At 49.5% G+C, this 16,595-nt stretch carries 16 protein-coding genes; 5 read left to right on the top strand and 11 right to left on the bottom strand.

Features of this window, described 5'->3' with window-relative positions; translation table 11 throughout:
• Positions 1-167 precede the first annotated feature (167 nt).
• The 3 genes from V3851_RS12190 to V3851_RS12180 form a co-directional block, all read right to left on the bottom strand.
• Positions 168-509: a helix-turn-helix domain-containing protein gene (locus V3851_RS12190; RefSeq protein WP_331846812.1), complete on the bottom strand. Its 342-nt coding sequence runs from the start codon at positions 507-509 to the stop codon at positions 168-170.
• A 220-nt stretch (positions 510-729) separates the two neighbouring features.
• Positions 730-1,635 (bottom strand): methyl-accepting chemotaxis protein, encoded by a 906-nt coding sequence (locus V3851_RS12185; RefSeq protein ID WP_331846811.1) that lies wholly within the window; start codon positions 1,633-1,635, stop codon positions 730-732.
• Between the two features lie 167 nt (positions 1,636-1,802).
• On the bottom strand, positions 1,803-2,600 hold the full coding sequence (locus V3851_RS12180; protein ID WP_331846810.1) for an SDR family NAD(P)-dependent oxidoreductase: 798 nt from the start codon (positions 2,598-2,600) through the stop codon (positions 1,803-1,805).
• Positions 2,601-2,798: 198 nt separating this feature from the next.
• Between V3851_RS12180 and V3851_RS12175 the strand changes: the two genes are divergently transcribed.
• Positions 2,799-3,635 (top strand): helix-turn-helix transcriptional regulator, encoded by an 837-nt coding sequence (locus V3851_RS12175; protein WP_331846809.1) that lies wholly within the window; start codon positions 2,799-2,801, stop codon positions 3,633-3,635.
• Between the two features lie 32 nt (positions 3,636-3,667).
• Here V3851_RS12175 and V3851_RS12170 read toward each other — a convergent pair whose 3' ends face one another.
• Both V3851_RS12170 and V3851_RS12165 read right to left on the bottom strand, forming a co-directional pair.
• Positions 3,668-4,135 carry a phage tail protein gene (locus V3851_RS12170; RefSeq protein ID WP_331846808.1) on the bottom strand — a complete coding sequence of 156 codons (468 nt, stop codon included), beginning with the start codon at positions 4,133-4,135 and terminating at the stop codon, positions 3,668-3,670.
• A 21-nt stretch (positions 4,136-4,156) separates the two neighbouring features.
• The gene (locus V3851_RS12165) at positions 4,157-4,645 is read right to left on the bottom strand and encodes a GyrI-like domain-containing protein (RefSeq protein ID WP_331846807.1); all 489 of its coding nucleotides are present in this window, start codon (positions 4,643-4,645) and stop codon (positions 4,157-4,159) included.
• 110 nt (positions 4,646-4,755) lie between these two features.
• Between V3851_RS12165 and V3851_RS12160 the strand changes: the two genes are divergently transcribed.
• Entirely contained in the window at positions 4,756-5,730 is a 975-nt protein-coding gene (locus tag V3851_RS12160) for a helix-turn-helix transcriptional regulator (protein WP_331846806.1), read from the top strand.
• 5 nt (positions 5,731-5,735) lie between these two features.
• On the opposite strand, the gene V3851_RS12155 is transcribed toward V3851_RS12160, so the two are convergent.
• The 4 genes from V3851_RS12155 to V3851_RS12140 all read right to left on the bottom strand — a co-directional run bounded on the left by V3851_RS12155 (position 5,736) and on the right by V3851_RS12140 (position 10,207).
• Positions 5,736-6,338 carry a class I SAM-dependent methyltransferase gene (locus V3851_RS12155; protein ID WP_331846805.1) on the bottom strand — a complete coding sequence of 201 codons (603 nt, stop codon included), beginning with the start codon at positions 6,336-6,338 and terminating at the stop codon, positions 5,736-5,738.
• Between the two features lie 96 nt (positions 6,339-6,434).
• Positions 6,435-7,859, bottom strand: a complete 1,425-nt coding sequence (gene araA, locus V3851_RS12150) for an L-arabinose isomerase (protein ID WP_331846804.1) — start codon at positions 7,857-7,859, stop codon at positions 6,435-6,437.
• Positions 7,860-7,896: 37 nt separating this feature from the next.
• A complete protein-coding gene (locus tag V3851_RS12145; protein ID WP_331846803.1) occupies positions 7,897-8,592 on the bottom strand; it encodes an L-ribulose-5-phosphate 4-epimerase in 696 nt (231 codons plus the stop codon).
• A 1-nt stretch (position 8,593) separates the two neighbouring features.
• On the bottom strand, positions 8,594-10,207 hold the full coding sequence (locus V3851_RS12140) for a xylulokinase (protein WP_331847054.1): 1,614 nt from the start codon (positions 10,205-10,207) through the stop codon (positions 8,594-8,596).
• Positions 10,208-10,497: 290 nt separating this feature from the next.
• On the opposite strand from V3851_RS12140, the gene V3851_RS12135 reads away from it, so the two are divergent.
• Positions 10,498-11,583, top strand: a complete 1,086-nt coding sequence (locus V3851_RS12135) for a GntR family transcriptional regulator (protein WP_331846802.1) — start codon at positions 10,498-10,500, stop codon at positions 11,581-11,583.
• A gap of 92 nt (positions 11,584-11,675) precedes the next feature.
• Here the strand turns inward: V3851_RS12135 and V3851_RS12130 are convergent, their stop codons facing one another.
• Positions 11,676-13,067: an MATE family efflux transporter gene (locus V3851_RS12130; RefSeq protein ID WP_331846801.1), complete on the bottom strand. Its 1,392-nt coding sequence runs from the start codon at positions 13,065-13,067 to the stop codon at positions 11,676-11,678.
• A gap of 242 nt (positions 13,068-13,309) precedes the next feature.
• Entirely contained in the window at positions 13,310-14,230 is a 921-nt protein-coding gene (locus tag V3851_RS12125) for an alpha/beta hydrolase family protein (protein ID WP_331846800.1), read from the bottom strand.
• Positions 14,231-14,356: 126 nt separating this feature from the next.
• Between V3851_RS12125 and V3851_RS12120 the strand changes: the two genes are divergently transcribed.
• A complete protein-coding gene (locus V3851_RS12120; protein ID WP_331846799.1) occupies positions 14,357-14,812 on the top strand; it encodes a MarR family winged helix-turn-helix transcriptional regulator in 456 nt (151 codons plus the stop codon).
• A gap of 268 nt (positions 14,813-15,080) precedes the next feature.
• Positions 15,081-16,574, top strand: a complete 1,494-nt coding sequence (locus V3851_RS12115; RefSeq protein WP_331846798.1) for a peptide MFS transporter — start codon at positions 15,081-15,083, stop codon at positions 16,572-16,574.
• The last annotated feature ends 21 nt before the right edge of the window (positions 16,575-16,595 follow it).

The raw sequence follows: 16,595 nt of genomic DNA, 5'->3' as shown, positions 1-16,595 counted from the left end.
GCGGTTCACATTGATTCCTTGCCTGTTCCCTTGTGCGTTAAGTTCAAAAATTTCGCCCTACTTATGGTAAGGCTCCGCTTAACAAGGATATCTGTAAAATACAAAAAGGAGCTCGCTCCGGCAAGCCCCTTTCAAATCATAATAATATATTTTTGAATCTCGACCGCTCAGTTCAACTGATCGTCCATCATAGCTTCGACGACCTTCAGTATCCTTTTCTGTTCATTTACACTTCTACTTCGAAGCTTGTCTACAATTTCTGCGAGAATAGACTCGTTACCTTCCCCGCTTACAGGTTGGATATAACTAAAGAACTCCACCATCGAAAGGTCGAGCGCACTCGTAATTTTGGCTAATACCACTATAGAACATACTTTTTCGGAACGCTCCAGCTTACCTATGTAAGTTTCGTGTACCTCAGCCTTACTTGCAAGTTCCTCCTGGCTTAGTCCACGCAGTTTTCGGAAATGCCGAATGCCTTCCCCAACCATTTTCATCAAATCACTCACAGCGATCACCCTAAGCAAACCATAGACCAGGCAAATAATTACTCCAAGATACTATAGAATTTATTTCTATAAAATATACCCTAAGGGGATTTTACTTGATATAATGGTTTTACCTTTTTTTTACCAAAATAAAACTCGCCGGCGATTGCCATTGAAGCATTCCGGCCGCCGGTAACAGCTATATTTAAGGGGTACCTGTTGGTACCCACACAAAGCATTGCTAAATATTATCGGCAACATGCCGTGCCTGCTCATCCAATCTTTGGGCAAAATCAACGATGCTGTCGAAGTCATCCATGGTCACGCGGATCTGTTGCTGGCTCTCCACAATAGAAGACTGACTGCGGCTGACGCCGTTGGATATCTCGGAGATTTCCTTGGTAATCCCATTGATAATGCCCTGAACTTTGGTAATGGATTCCGATACCTCGTTGGACAGCTTGCGCACTTCTGCGGCTACTACTTCAAACCCTCTGCCGTACGGACCCGCATGGGCCGCCTCAATGGCTGCATTTAGGGCGAGCAAATTGGTCTGAGATGCAATATCACGAACCGTTTGCACAATCCCCTGGATCGACTTGGCTTGCTCCTGCAGATCCTTAAGTGTAAGAGTATTCTCCTCCGAAACCTCGGCAATCCGGTCGACACTGAGCAGCAGCTCCCGGCTCCGGCTGATCCCCTCCTCGGCGCGCTGGTTTAAACCCTTGGAGGTAGTCTCCAATTCCTTTACCACTGTGGTTAAGCTAAATTGCCGTTCCGTGATGTCCGTTGCGATTTTGGAGACACCGATGACCTCGGACTCCTGCTCATCATATATCGGTATATAGGTGGCCTCCAGCCATACCGTTTCGCCGCGGGCATTCTTCCGTTCAACCTTATCCTGAAAACATTGTCCGGATAATAGAGCCCTCCAAAACTGCTCATAGGCCGGCGAATTGGCAAATGAGTCAAAACAGAAATCCCGATGCTGCATTTTCTGAATTTCCTCAACGGAATACCCCATCGTATTGGCGAACACCTCATTTACAAAGGTAACCTTTCGATTCGTATCAAAACGGATGATGGCCAGATTTCTTTCCATCGCTCTGAAGACTAATTTGTCCATTACCGGTTGTTCTATCATCATGATTTTTTCAACCTCCGATATAACAGGCCTTTATCGATTTGCCTAATATATCAGTTTAGCAATTGAATCTATACAAAAAATATACATTGTTGCTTCTATGATGCTGCTTAGAATGCTGAACCTAACAGCTGAGTAATGATCATGAATAGGCAATAGGGATGTCGCAATTAATGCCCGCTCTGTTTTGACATGCGTTCCATGATCATGGCCACTCTGCGCCTGCTAAAAAGTCGGATACTTTGAGCCATAAAATAATTGGTGCGGCCATCGATGATATAGCTTCGCCCCCGGTCAATTCCTCGAAATCCGGCCTCTACTACCTTATCCGGGGTCGAGAGCTTTTGACCTGAAGCCATGTCTTTGCTCCCGACCGCATCGAAGAACCCCGTCCCGGTTGCGCCCGGGCACAATGCGAGGACCTTAACGCCCCGCCCGCGCGTTTCCGCCCAGAGCGCCTCAGAGAAGGACAAAACAAAGGCTTTGGTGGCCCCATAAACGGCCGAATAAGCACAAGGCATAAACGCGGCCATCGAAGCCACATTTACTACAATTCCGTCCTTCCGCCTTAGCATATCAGGCAGAAATCGATGCGTAAGATCGACTAACGCAGCCGTATTCAGCATAATCTCTTCCTGCTCACGCTCCGGGTCTATCCCCTCGAAACGGCCGTAAGTGCCGAAACCGGCGTTGTTGATGAGAATATCGACCGACAGGCCAAGTCCGGAAATTTGCCCGGCCAATTGACGCGGGGCGTCCGCTTTGGACAAGTCGCAAGCCAACGCATACGCCTGCACGCCGTACTGGCGGTTGATTTCTCCGGCCAATACATCCAGTTTGTCCTTGGAGCGCGCTGCCAACACTACATGGCAGCCTCGCTTCGCCAGTTCTTTGGCATACACTTTCCCGATTCCGGATGATGCACCGGTAACTAAAGCCAACTTGTTCCTGTATACGTACTTATTCAAGAAAATAAACCTCCTATGCACATAGTTCTTCTCTATATCGAAAATTTTCTTTATCGTACCTGTGATAGGAGGGAGCTAGCCACAGCATGTTTATACTATTAACGCGACTAACAGCATTTCTTATCAGTTATGGTTCTCTTCTGTAGCAACAGTTTGGGACAGAGATTATAATGATGAGTAATTGGAGGTGGCGTATTTATGAAAACAAATCAATCCTCATCCGCATTGGGGGATTTCCTTAAATCACGCAGGGAACGGTTACAGCCTGCAGAGGCGGGGATCACGCCGCTTCCCGGACGAAGAAGAACCCCAGGGCTTCGAAGAGAGGAAGTCTCTTATCTCGCAAATTTAAGCGTGACTTACTATACTTGGCTGGAACAAGGCAGAGAGGTAAATCCTTCGCCGGAAGTGTTACGGAATATCAGTACCGCGTTAAAATTGGACGAAGACGAGCAGAGGCATCTGTTTGATTTGGCTAATGCAGATCCTGCGAGTGCAGGTGTAGTGCCCAATAGCGGAAGACCGGATGCCGGATTCCTGCAAGCGATCGTAGATCAATTGCATTATCCGTCTTTCGTCACGGACGAAGGTACGGATGTGATCGCCTGGAATCGGGCGGCGGAACTGATTATAGCCGATTTCGGAAGCCTGCCGAAAAGCGAACGGTACATGATGAACATTATGTTTTGTAATTCGGATTACCGCCAAAGACTGGTGAATTGGGAAGGGTTTGCCCGGTACACTACGGCGACGCTGCGGGCGAATTTGGACCGTTATAAAGATAATCCCTTGTATATGGAGCGGGTCGAACGTTTGAGACGGGAAAGCGAGGAGTTTGTACATTTCTGGGAGCTTTATGAAATCAAGCAAAGGCGGGTCGCGACCGCTTTATTTCGTCTTTCGGACGCTCAGGAGTTGGAGTTCGTGATCCATTCCGCTTCTGTAGTCGATAACGACCCGGGCCTTCACTGGTGTTTCTACGTCCCGGTACCCGGAACAGGTACCGAGGAGCGGTTATTGCAACTACTAAAGTAATAAAGAACTGCTAATATTAGCTTTCCCCGGCTTTAATATTCTCCTTTAATTACAAAGAACGAGCCCCGAATGGTTCCGGCCAGTTTTGACTTCTGCCGGGCAAACTTAAACTTCTTTTCTTCCAGTTCCTTGGGGACCTCCATCCCCTCGGACAGCTTGAACCCAACCGCCCGCTTCTTGGGGTCATCAACCGTATACAAGACGTTGACCTCTAGACCATCTTCATAAAAGACGTAGGCCCAATCGATATTTTCCACTTGAAACCGCGATGTTTCCAAAGGCTTGGCCGCAAATTCAATACCCCGTTCTTCTTTCAGAACCCGGTTTACATAATCAAGGGTTTCCTGGCTCTCGCTTGCGGGTACAACCGTAAATTCATGCTTGTATTTATTCATATAGTAACGGGCTTCATTCGCACGCAAACCGGCAAGCGCTTCCGCCACAGGCGAAGACTCTAAACCTACCGTAGATACATTTTTAAAATCAACGATATAAGACACATTTATCCCCCCTAAAAGTCATTATTTCTTAACAACAGGAATCCACATTTCACCGAAAACGGAACCGTTTCGCTCCCCCATTATAACCGCTGTGTTTGGCCCGCCAACATAAGCAACATGGTTGACTTCCGGTAAAACTTGGCCAAAGGCAATGCCGGCAAGCTGATTATTTAGTTCTTCGGCCGTCTTCCCTTCCCCTTTAACAACCAAGTATTCTCCCTTGGGAAACTGGATCAACCTGCTGGATTCTTCCGATGCCGGTGCCGATCCCTCTGTCATAACACCGGCATAGTACATCATCTTGTTATTCACTGCTTCGCTCACGGCAAAAATGTAGTCATTTGCGGCGATGGCTTTTAAAGTGTCAAGCCTACCGTCTTTGCCGACCGCCTCCCAAAAGTCCGACTTTTCCTTGTTAATCCCTGCATAGTCCGTGTAGTGGCTCTTAAGCTCTGTTCCAAGACCAAAGACGGTAAAGCTCTCTTTTTCTACCAATTGATAATTTGACATTCTCATAACCTTCCTTCTCTTTAATTAATTTTTGTGATTTGTGTTCTTGACTTGATAGGTTTATCATAACTTTAAATCATGTCAAAAAATGAACCTGTTTAGGAGTCCCGATGAAAAAAGTTGAACGGATTAACACCATCATGCGATATATCAATAATCGGTCCCAATTTACCATTTCCGAAATTATGCGTGAATTTCATATCTCCCGTTCGACGGCTGTCAGAGATATCAGAGAAATCGAGGCCCTGGGGATGCCGCTTGTCGCCGAGGTCGGAAGGGATGGGGGTTATTTTGTCATGCATAACTCCCTTCTGCCCGATGTGCGATTTACCGATAATGAGGTCAAAGCTCTCTTTATTGCCTTTATGGCTACAAGAAATGCACAGCTCCCTTATTTAAAGAGTCGCCAATCTTTAGCCGAAAAATTACTGGGCCTCATCTCAACAAACCAGCAGGATGATTTGGTTCTTCTCAATCAAATCTTGCTTTTTGAAGGAACCAACCCGAACAATCCCGACCTGCTTGAACTTTCGGACCTTCCCCATCCCATGTTGGAAAAACTCATCCAAAACCTGCTCATGGACAACTTTATGTTGATTACCATCGAAGAAGAGAAGGAAACCAAGTCGTATCCTATCTATCTCCTGCACCTTTATCACGAAAAGAGCCTCTGGCTGATGGAGGGCTTTGACTTAGAGAAAGAAAAGAAGAAAATTTTCCCCGTCGACGGGCTCATCGATGTCCAGCCCCACCCGCCGAAAAAGAAACTAAGTCGGAAGAAGATTCTGGAGAAGCTGAGCAAGCAGGAAGAAGAAATCAACCTGGTCCTCGAACTGGGTCCCAAAGCCATTGCACAGTATAAAAAGTACCATCCTCTAAAGGCTTCCATTTCCTATACAAATCCATACCAGGCCACGGGCATTTTAAAAACTTTAGTCCATGTGAATCAGCCCGAAGAGCTGACCGAAATCATCAATTGGCTTCTGTTTCTAGGTGGGGATATCAAGGTCAGGGAAGCGCCGGAGGAGGTCTTGAAGGGGTTTCAAGAGAGATTAAATAGTTTTAGAGCTCAGTGGAGCGGGTAAAAACATTACTTTTGAGCATCAAGAATAAACATGGATGCATCCTGCCCCATGAATATTTTGCTTCCGTGATAAAAAGTTTTGGATTGAATATTCCTATACCCTATCTTAGTCATTATTTCCGTTAGCTCCGCTTGATCAAATCCGTTATGAACGATATCCGAAGCTATTTTTTCATTTTTATCGAAATCCACGATCAGTAAATGTCCGCCTTCAATCAGCACATCGAATAATCTGGACAGAACCAGTTGAACATCATGAATATGGAGGAGAACTTGCGCCATAAAAATATAGTCGGCATGCAAATCGGACAAACCTTTCTGTTCAAAGTCAAAGCAAAACGTATCAGCATTCTGAATGTCATAATCGGAAATTTTCTGCTTTATTTGATGAATCATGTTCTCTGAGGTATCCAGAAAAAGCATAGAGCGAAACTCGTTCAACAAGTTCATGCCGACAAGTCCGGTCCCGCACCCAAAATCAATGGCATCCTTGCTTTTAGCGTCAACTAAGTATTCACGGATGGCATCCGAGGATACCTTGGCAATTTGAATTCTTTCGGGAGTGTCATACACATTCGCTATCATTTCAAACTTATCCGTATTTCCCATAAGTATCTCTCCAATCTGGCGATCCGGTTAGGTTAGGTATAACCTCATATAAACATAATAATAGGGCACCCTGCAATAAGGGTGCCCTAATGAAAATTACTTGATGACTACGTATTCCAAGTTAACCAGCTTGGCATAGGCAACGATTTGATCGGTCGTCAGGTTCAAGGATACGACGGTATGATGGCCGCCGCCGTTCTCGATCCAGGCTTTGACCCCGTCCTGGAAGTTCGGTTTCACCTTCCACAGTACGCGGGCCACCGGCAGTTTTGGAGCCGGAACCGTCGGTTCGAAGGCCGTTACTTCGTTGATCAACAGCTTATAGTGCGTGCCGAAGTCCGCCATCGACACGACCACGCCTTCCCCGGCTTTGCCGTCGAATACGAGGCGGGCCGGATCTTCGCGGTCGCCGATGCCGAGCGGAGATACGAGAATCTTCGGCTTGTTGCTTGCCAGACTCGGGTCTACCTCGAGCATATGGGATTGGAGAATGGCTTCCTGGCCTGCAGCCAATTCGTACGTGTAATCTTCCATGAATCCGGTGTTCTGGTTATGGCTCATCACTTTCAGCAAGCGATCAAGTGCGGCCGTCTTCCAATCGCCTTCGCCGGCGAAGCCGTAGCCTTGCGCCATCAGACGCTGAACTGCCAGACCCGGGAGCTGTTTCATGCCGTGCAGGTCTTCGAAGTTCGAAGTGAAGGCGTTGTAGCCGCCTTTATCCAGGAAGCGTTTGAGGGCGATTTCGTAGCTTACCTGTACTTTAACGCTCGCTTCCCAAGTTTCCTTGTCGTAAGTGCCGTAATCGAAATCATACAGCTCCGCATATTTCGCAAACAAAGCGTCGATTTCCTCTTGGGTAACCGCGTTGACGTACTCCACGAGGTCGCCGATCCCGTAGTAGTCCACCGTCCAACCGAATTGGATTTGGGCTTCGACCTTATCGCCTTCCGTAACGCCGACATTGCGCATGTTGTCGCCGAAACGGGCGACTTTGATGTTGAAGCTTTCGTTATAGGCAACCGCCACGTCCATCCATTCCGCGATTTGCTTCTGTACCTCCGGCCGTTCCCAGTATCCGACGACCACTTTGTTTTGCTTATTCAGACGGGCATTGATGAAGCCGTATTCCCGGTCGCCATGGGCGGCCTGGTTGAGGTTCATAAAGTCCATGTCGATCGTGGCCCAAGGAATGCTCTCATTGTATTGCGTAGCCAAATGCAGCAAAGGCTTCTGCAGCAGTTTGGTGCCGCGAATCCACATTTTGGCCGGGGAGAAGGTATGCATCCAGGTGATCACACCGGCAACCTCGTCACGATAGTTGACCTCCTTCATGATGGAGGTGATTTTATCCGCGCTGACCGCAAGATCCTGCAGTACAAGCGGATATGGCAAAATGCCGCTCTTGTTGAGCGCGTCGGTCATGGCTTGCGCGTTTGCTTTGACTTCCGAAAGCGCCTCTTCCCCGTAAAGATGCTGCGACCCTACGACAAACCAGAACTCTTTGACGATAGCTGTTGACATTGTGCTCATCCTCTTTCCTTATTTTATAATTGTAGGATTACTTTTGACCGTAATAAGCGTCTTTCCCATGCTTCCGCAAATAGTGCTTATCCAAGATCCGCTGCGGCAGCTCTTCGGCAAAATGGTTCAAGCTGCGGGCGAACAAATTCATTTTGCAGACTTCCTCCAGTACAACGCTGTTCATGACCGCCGATTTGGCATCTTTACCCCAGGTGAACGGAGCATGGCCCTTTTGCAAGACACCGGGCACCGCCATAATATCCAAGCCCCGCTGTTCAAAGGTCTCAATGATGGCACGTCCGGTCTCCGCTTCATAGCCGCGGTCGATCTCTTCTTGAGTTAGGAAGCGGGCGCAAGGCACGGCGCCATAGAAGGTGTCGGCATGCGTAGTCCCCATGACCGGGACATCCAGACCGGCTTGCGCCCAGACCGTTGCCCAAGTCGAGTGAGTATGCACGATACCGCCAATCTCCGCATAATGCTTGTAAAGCACGGCGTGTGTCGGCGTGTCGGATGACGGTCTGAGATCGCCTTCCACCACATTGCCGTCCAAATCGACAACCACCATATCGCTCGGCTTCATCTTGTCGTAGCTGACGCCGCTCGGCTTGATCACGAACAAGCCGCTTTCCCGGTCAACCGCACTGACATTCCCCCATGTATATTTCACAAGCCCATGCTTGGGCAGCTCCAGATTGGCCTCATAAACCTCTTCTTTCAGTCTCTCTAACATCTTATTCCCTCCAGTTCTCCACCAGATGATCTACAGCAGCCTGCTCAATCGCAAGACCCTTGATGTATCTTTCCATAAAGAGCTCAAAGCCTTGCACATCGGAAGCATCAGGATGAATTTCTTCTCCCTTCGCATCCTTAAAGACCTTGTTCTCCAGGAAGGCGTCCAGGGGTTCCTGCCCCTCCTTGTTCGTCAGGTAAGCCGCCAGGATCGCCATCCCCCACGCTCCGCCTTCTCCGGCCGTCGCCATGACGGAAACCGGGACATTAAGAGCGGCCGCGACCATTTTCTGCCCGACGACCGGGGTCTTGAACAGCCCGCCGTGAGCCAGAATGCTGTCGATCGCCACGTTTTCTTTCTTGGTCAGAATGTCCATCCCGATCTTCAAAGCGGCAAAAGCGGTAAACAGATGCGTCCGCATGAAGTTGGCCAAATTGAACCGGCTTTCCGGCGAGCGAACGAACAAAGGCCGTCCTTTGTCGATGCCGGTAATGTTCTCGCCGGAGAAATAGCCGTAGCTGAGCAAGCCCCCGCCGTCAGGGTCCGCCTCCAGCGCTTTATTGAACATGACGCTGAACAATTGGCCGGCATCCGCCTTTTGCCCCATCGCCTCATAGAATTCGCGGAACAAGCCCAGCCAGGCATTGATGTCGCTGGAGCAATTGTTGGCATGCACCATGCCGACCGGACTGCCGTCCGGCGTGGTGACTATGTCGATCTCCGGATATACCGCCGAAAGCTCCTTCTCCAATACAATCATGGCAAAAACCGAGGTTCCCACGGAAATGTTGCCGGTCCGCTTTCTTACGCTGTTCGTGGCGACCATTCCCGTTCCGGCATCGCCTTCCGGAGGACAGAGGGGAATCCCCGCCTGCAAATCCCCGGACGGGTCCAGAATGGCGGCCCCTTCCGCGGTTAATACGCCGGCCTGCTCGCCTGCGTTATAAACCTTGGGAAGAATACCGCTCAGCTTCCAAGGGTATCCCTTGGCTGCAATGAGCTCATCAAACTGCCGAATCATCGAGGCATTGTAATCCTGCGTGGCCTCGTCTATCGGGAACACGCCCGAAGCATCTCCGATCCCCAGAGCCTTGCTCCCGGTCAGCCGCCAGTGAATGTATCCGGCCAAGGTCGTAATATAGTCAATCCGAGGGACATGCTGCTCTTCGTTTAAAATCGCTTGATACAGATGAGCGATACTCCAGCGTTCAGGGATGTTAAACCGGAACAAGTCCGTCAATGCTTTGGCCGCGGCGCCGGTCGTGGCATTCCGCCAGGTCCGGAACGGAACGAGCAGCTCTCCCGCGCTGTCGAAAGCCATATACCCGTGCATCATCGCGGAGAAGCCGATCGAACCGACGGATTGAAGAGTAACCCCGTATTGCCGTTTCACCTCTTGCTTCATTTCGCCATATGCCGCTTGCAGACCCTTGATGATATCCGCCAAGTTGTACGTCCAATACCCGTCTACCAGGAGGTTCTCCCACTCATGGCTTCCCGATGCGATCGTTTCAAACCGGGAATCGATCAGCACCGCCTTGATACGTGTGGATCCTAATTCGATCCCAAGAGAGGTTGCTCCATTGGCAATCGCTTGTTTGACGTCCTGATCCATGCTCACGCTACTCCCCTCTGCAACTGTTATTTTAAATGTATCCCCGTAAGAATACGCTTTCCTTTATTGTCAGCCCTAGTATATTTTTTGTTCGTACATTTGTCAATACGGCTAAAAAGATATACCTACAAATGTAACAGGAGCTATTCTCTTAACCTATATTAAGTTTCATATTTATACATATGGGTTGTTCGATTATAATATTCTTATATTCATGTTAAAATATGTACATACAACTATGATCAGCAAATGAATTCGTATTCGAACAACGGTGAAAGAAGTGAATCGAGATGAAACCAAAGTATCAGGTCATCCTTGAGGATATAAAAAGCGATATTCTGTCGGGGACTTACAGCGTGGGCGAACAAATTCCGACGGAATCGGCGCTGCAGAACAGATACAACGTCAGCCGGCAGACGGTTCGAAAGGCGATTATGGAACTGTCCAAGGAGGGCTTTTTGCGAAGCGAAAAAGGCTCCGGCACCTACGTCAGCAGCCAATACCGGGCCAAATCCGGCGGAAATTCCAATCAGCGGACCATCGGGGTCATCACGACTTATCTCTCGGATTACATTTTCCCCTCGATCATTCGGGGGATCGAAAGCCGCTTGAACGAGGATAACTATTCATTGCTATTGGCCAGCACCAATAATGATGTCGCCCAGGAGAAAAAGGCGCTGGAAATGATGCTGTCTTACGGTGTGGACGGTCTGATCATCGAGCCCACGAAGAGCAATCTGTACAATCCCAACATCGCTTATTACCTGTCGTTCAAAGAACAGAACGTTCCCTTCATCATGATCAACGCTTATTATGAAGAGCTTGAGGTTCCTTTCCTGTGTCTCGATGACGTACAGTCCAGCTATCTGGCCACCCGGGAGCTGATTTCCAAAGGACATACCCAAATCGGAATCATTGCCAAAATGGACGATTTACAAGGGAAATACCGCATGAAGGGGTACATCAAAGCGCTGGGAGAAGCCAAATTGCGGTTCCGCCCGGAGCAGGTGCTCTCTTTTGATACGGAGACGAAGCAGGACTTGTCCGTGAACTTAAAGACATTCCTGACGGACAACCGGGACGCGTTAACGGCGATTGTCTGCTACAACGATGAAGTAGGTCTTGAAGTGATCAATGTATGCCGGCAGTTGGAGCTTGCGGTTCCGGATGACTTATCGGTGATCGGCCAGGACAATTCTTATATCGCCAAGAATGCAAACATCAAACTGACGACACTGACCCATCCCCAGGAGCAAATGGGCCGCGACGCCGCCGACTGGGTCATTAAAAAGCTGCAGGGGAAGAAGGATCTAAAAGACAATGTCTATTATCAGCCTGTTCTAATTGAAGGAGAGACCGTGCAGGAGAGAAAATAAGAGTGTCTTGGACTCCGGACTCGCGGGCAAAATAAACAGCCGCTTCCCAAGGGGAGCGGCTGTTTGCGATACCAATCCATAAATATGCCTGTTTAAGCTTCCGCTCCCATGCCGTTTTCCGGAACGGAAGCCGGCTTCACCAGCGCCTTCTTCTCCCAGGCCCGGCTTCTCCAGCGAAGCAGCATGATGAGTCCGCGCAGCCATTCGTCGACCGCAAAAGCGATCCATATGCCAAACAGCCCCATCCCGAAGTGAATGCCCAGCGCATAGGCTAGCGGGACCGCGACTCCCCACATGGAGAACACGCCCATCAACACTGGAAAACGCGCATCCCCGGCGGCGCGTAGCGAATTGATGATGACCGTATTAAAGGTTCGGCCGGGTTCAAGTACGATGGAGAGCAAAAAAATACTCGCTCCGGCGGCAATGATTCCGGGGTCCTTCGTGAACATGCCGATCAGCTCATGCCGGAATATCGCTGCCGTACCGACGATGACTAAAGTTAACGCAAAGCTGATCTTCACGCTTTTTATGAGCCGCCTGTAGGCCGCTTTCATTTCCCCCGCACCGACCATTTGTCCGACAATGATTTCCGTCCCCGACCCGATCGCCATGGCAAGCGCCATAAAATAGTTCGATATATTCATGACGTAAACATGGGTGTTTAGCGCAGTAATGCCGATCATATTGACAAAGCTGATGATCATGAGGTACTGCGACTGCCAGGAAAGGTGCTCGCCCGCGGCGGGCAAGCCGACGCTCAAAATCTGTTTCACGTAGGAACCCTTCCACGCCACATAATCCTTGCCGCGGATCGGTGCAGGAATCCGGCGATACAAAATGATAAAAAGCACGATGATGCCGAGCAAACGGCTAACGACCGTGGATATCGCCGCTCCCGTCACACCCCACTCCGGAAAGCCCATGTTCCCGAAAATGAGCAAATAATTTCCCGTCACATGGATAATATTGACGCCTAGCGTTACAAACATCACGCTTTTGGTGTGTCCGCTGGCACGAATGACCGACGACACCGCGTAAGAAAGCGCCTCGACCCACATAAAACCGCCGATGATTTTTAAATAATGGCTGGCGATTCCGATTTGCTCGGGATCTAACTTCAAGAGATGCAGGAGAGGCTCCCCATAAAGAAAGAGGACCAGACTGACGAGAATCCCGAAAATCAGGTTCATCGTAATGGCGAGCGCCGAGACGCGGCTTGCCTCCTTCTCCCGTCCGGCGCCGATATACTGGGAAACCGCGACGCTGGTGCCGATGCCGACAAAGCCGAACATCAGAATGCAGAAGTAAATAATTTCGTTGGCCAAGCCAACCGCTCCGGTCGCCTTATCGGAGATGCGGCTTAGCATAAACACGTCGACCGTGCCCAGCAGCATCCGCAGCACAGAGTCGATGAAAATAGGCCAGGTCACGGCAAAAAGACTAAGTTTTTTCCATGAAGGAGTACGATCTGTAAGTGTCACGTTTAACAAGCTCCTAATATCTATTCTTTGTCGCCTTCCCTAGTGTAGCTCCCGATGGGCCAATACGTCTATGGTCAAAATTTTTATAATCCAGTCCCGGGACAATCCAAGGTGCTTATCTCCTATTCGCAACCTAGCAAAAAGACCCCTCTTCCGAGGGGTCTTGAGGGGTCTTTTTTATCTTAGCGGGATTCTCCTCATACTCGCGAGGGTTAGGTCGTTGTGGCCTTCAGGTCAGGTTCTTACTTGGACTCAATGCGACCTAACGGGTTGGCGCTCTCTTCCAGAGCTGTGCGAGCCGCCCGCCAGCCGGAGTTGTCGAGGCCGAGCGCATCGCGAAGATAAGACCACGTAAGCCGCTGGAGCAAGGCGACTCGTTCGGGGTTCTCGTCCGTTGTTTCCTTGACCTCGTAGCCGGGAATTCCGCCAAGCGAGTGTTCCGCCCCGAACAGAGTAAGCAGACTCTTGCCGCCGGGACTCAAGAAGTACGGGTCGGTAAACCAGTCCGGTCCCCGAGTGGACAGGAGTGATTGGTCATGGTCCCCGGCTACAACAAGGGTCGGCGTATTCATGTCCGAGAAGCTCGGGTTCATAAACGGGAAATGCTCTGCCGCGAACGGAGTCAAGTCAGCTCCGCCCAAGCCGGTTGTAGCAAGCAGCACGCCCGCCTTGATCCGCGAGTCGGACATATCTTCTCCCGGTTCGCCGTGGGCATCGAGGACTCGCGCGCCGAGCAGCATGCTCGCCGTTTGGCCTCCCCAGGAGTGTCCGGCTGCGGCGATACGGCTTCGATCGAGGCGCCCGCCGAGGCCCGGCACGGAAGCTTCAATGAGATCGAGCTGGTCGAGGATTCGCTTCATGTCCTCGACTCGGAAGCGCCAGATCAGTGGTGTACGGGGATCGTCGGGCGGAAGATTTAGCGTCCTGGAATCAAGATGGGTGGGTTGAATGACCGCGAAGCCGTGGGCAGCCCAGAAGTCGGCCAAAGGGGCATAGCCGTCCAGCGACCATCCAAAGCCATGCGAGAAAACAATTATAGGCAAATCCCGTCCAGTCGCAGGCGCTGACACCCGCACTTGCAGATCCTCGCCACGGCCCGGGGCCGGCAACACTACCGGCTTCACCGAAACGACCGGAGTGGGCGTACTTATGTTCATATCCATAATAAATGTTCCTTTCTTAAAGAAAAATTGAGCACAACATGCAGTGTTGTAACAGGTTGACATGTCAACTGCATTAAACACTGTAACACATTGAAATTGACGCGTCAACCATGATATTATGTAGCTATGAATAAGAGCGAACTGAACGAAGAAGAAATGAAACTATGGTATATGTGGAAAGGCTCCTTTCAGCGCATCTTCGGTCGCGTAATCAAAGAGATGTCCGAGCAAACAGGACTATCCGAGGGCGATTACGGGGTATTGGATCGGTTGGACCTTTTGGGCGACGGCAGCCTTCGCCAACAGGAATTGGCCGAATCGATGGACTGGGATAAGAGCCGATTGTCACATCATCTGACGCGGATGGAGAAACGCGGACTTGTGTTGAGGAAAACATTAGTCACAGATCGTGGTGTTCAAGTAACCATTACATCTGTCGGAAAATCGGCATTGGATGAGGCCCGCCCCATCGTTGCCAAGGCAATACGCAAGCATTTTCTTGATCAATTAACCGATCAAGACATTGAGTCGATTATTAGGCTGGCGGAAAGAACAAAAAAAGGGACTACAGCGTCCCTGTGATGCCCCGCCGTCGTCATGACCGCGTTTTTGAAGCTTTACCCGGCCCCTTCCGCCAGAACGGCGGAGGGGCTTTTGCTTTCGGAAGAAAATCATTCCAGCCATCTATATCATGTACAATTTTTCACCAATGTTGTATTCTAATTTTTTGTAGCCCTCTTGAAGGGTTTAAGTAGGCCTGGAAAGTTGAAAGTGGATCATAATGGGTATTCTTACTAAAGGATATTACTTTTAGCAATAAAATTTACTGCCCCAAGGAGGAAGTATCAGCATGGCTGATTTAGACAAACAAAAAATTGTGAAGAGCGTTCCGCAACGGGGATTTTTTGGACATCCCAAAGGGTTGTTTACGCTGTTCTTCACAGAATTTTGGGAGCGTTTTTCCTATTACGGAATGAGGGCTATCCTTGTTTATTATATGTATTACGAAGTGAGTCAAGGCGGACTAGGCATGGATGAGAGCACAGCTCTCGCCATTATGTCGATCTATGGTTCACTTGTCTACATGTCCGGCATTATTGGGGGTTGGTTAGCGGACCGGATATTCGGAGCATCGAATGCCGTATTCTACGGCGGGATATTCATCATGCTGGGGCATATCGCCCTGGCCATTCCAGGCAGCATTTCATTATTCTTTATCTCCATGGTTCTGATTGTACTGGGCACGGGCCTGCTGAAGCCCAATGTATCCAGCGTTGTAGGAGAACTTTACAGTGAAGATGATGAGCGCCGGGATGCGGGATTCAGTATATTCTACATGGGTATCAACCTCGGGGGATTCATTGCTCCGCTAGTTGTAGGAACCATCGGCATGGATTACAATTTTCACCTGGGCTTCAGCATTGCAGCCGTCGGTATGTTTCTGGGGTTAATCATTTTTATCTATACCAAGAAGAAAAACCTCGGCCTTGCAGGCACTTTAATCGCAAGCCCGTTATCACCGGCGGAACGAAAAAAAGTGTTCCTTACCGTCGGTATCGGTGCAGTGCTTCTCGCTGTAGTCGTCGCTATTACGATTCCGCTAGGTCTGTTAACGTTTAATTCCTTTATCACGGTCGTAGGTATTCTGGGAATTCTGATTCCAACCCTATATTTTATTGTCATGTTCCGGAGTCCCCGAACAACCAGCGTGGAACGCTCAAGACTTATTGCTTATATTCCGATGTTTATTGCAGCGATTATGTTCTGGGCGATTCAAGAACAAGGGTCAACCATCCTTGCCAATTATGCGGATAAACGTACGCAATTGGATTTTGCCGGACTGCATATTTCGCCGGCCTGGTTTCAGTCTTTAAATCCTTTATTTATTATCATTTTAGCCCCCATGTTTGCCTGGTTATGGATGAAGCTTGGAAAACGGCAGCCCACGATCCCGAGAAAATTCGCCTTGGGCCTATTGTTTGCCGGATTATCCTTCCTGGTGATCCTCTTGCCGGCTTACTTCGGCGGTGAGCATTCCTTGGTTAATCCTTTATGGCTCGTCCTTAGCTACCTCATCGTTGTGCTCGGGGAATTATGCTTGTCTCCTGTAGGACTATCGGCAACGACAAAATTGGCACCCGCGGCCTTTTCAGCCCAGACCATGAGCTTATGGTTCTTATCCAATGCGGCTGCCCAAGCGATTAATGCGCAGATTGTCAGATTTTATTCGCCTGCCAACGAGATGGCATACTTTGGCGTTATTGGAGGAGCGGCCATTCTCCTCGGTATTCTGCTCTTTGCGTTCTCCTCGAAAATTCAGGGGTATATGAAGGGAATAAAGTAAAGGAATTTGTCCAGCGTAGTG

The sequence above is a fragment of the Paenibacillus haidiansis genome (genome assembly GCF_036553665.1).
Lineage (GTDB): Bacteria > Bacillota > Bacilli > Paenibacillales > Paenibacillaceae > Fontibacillus > Fontibacillus haidiansis.
Note: the sequence above shows the minus strand (reverse complement) of the source record. Positions and strands in the feature narration are given on the sequence as shown.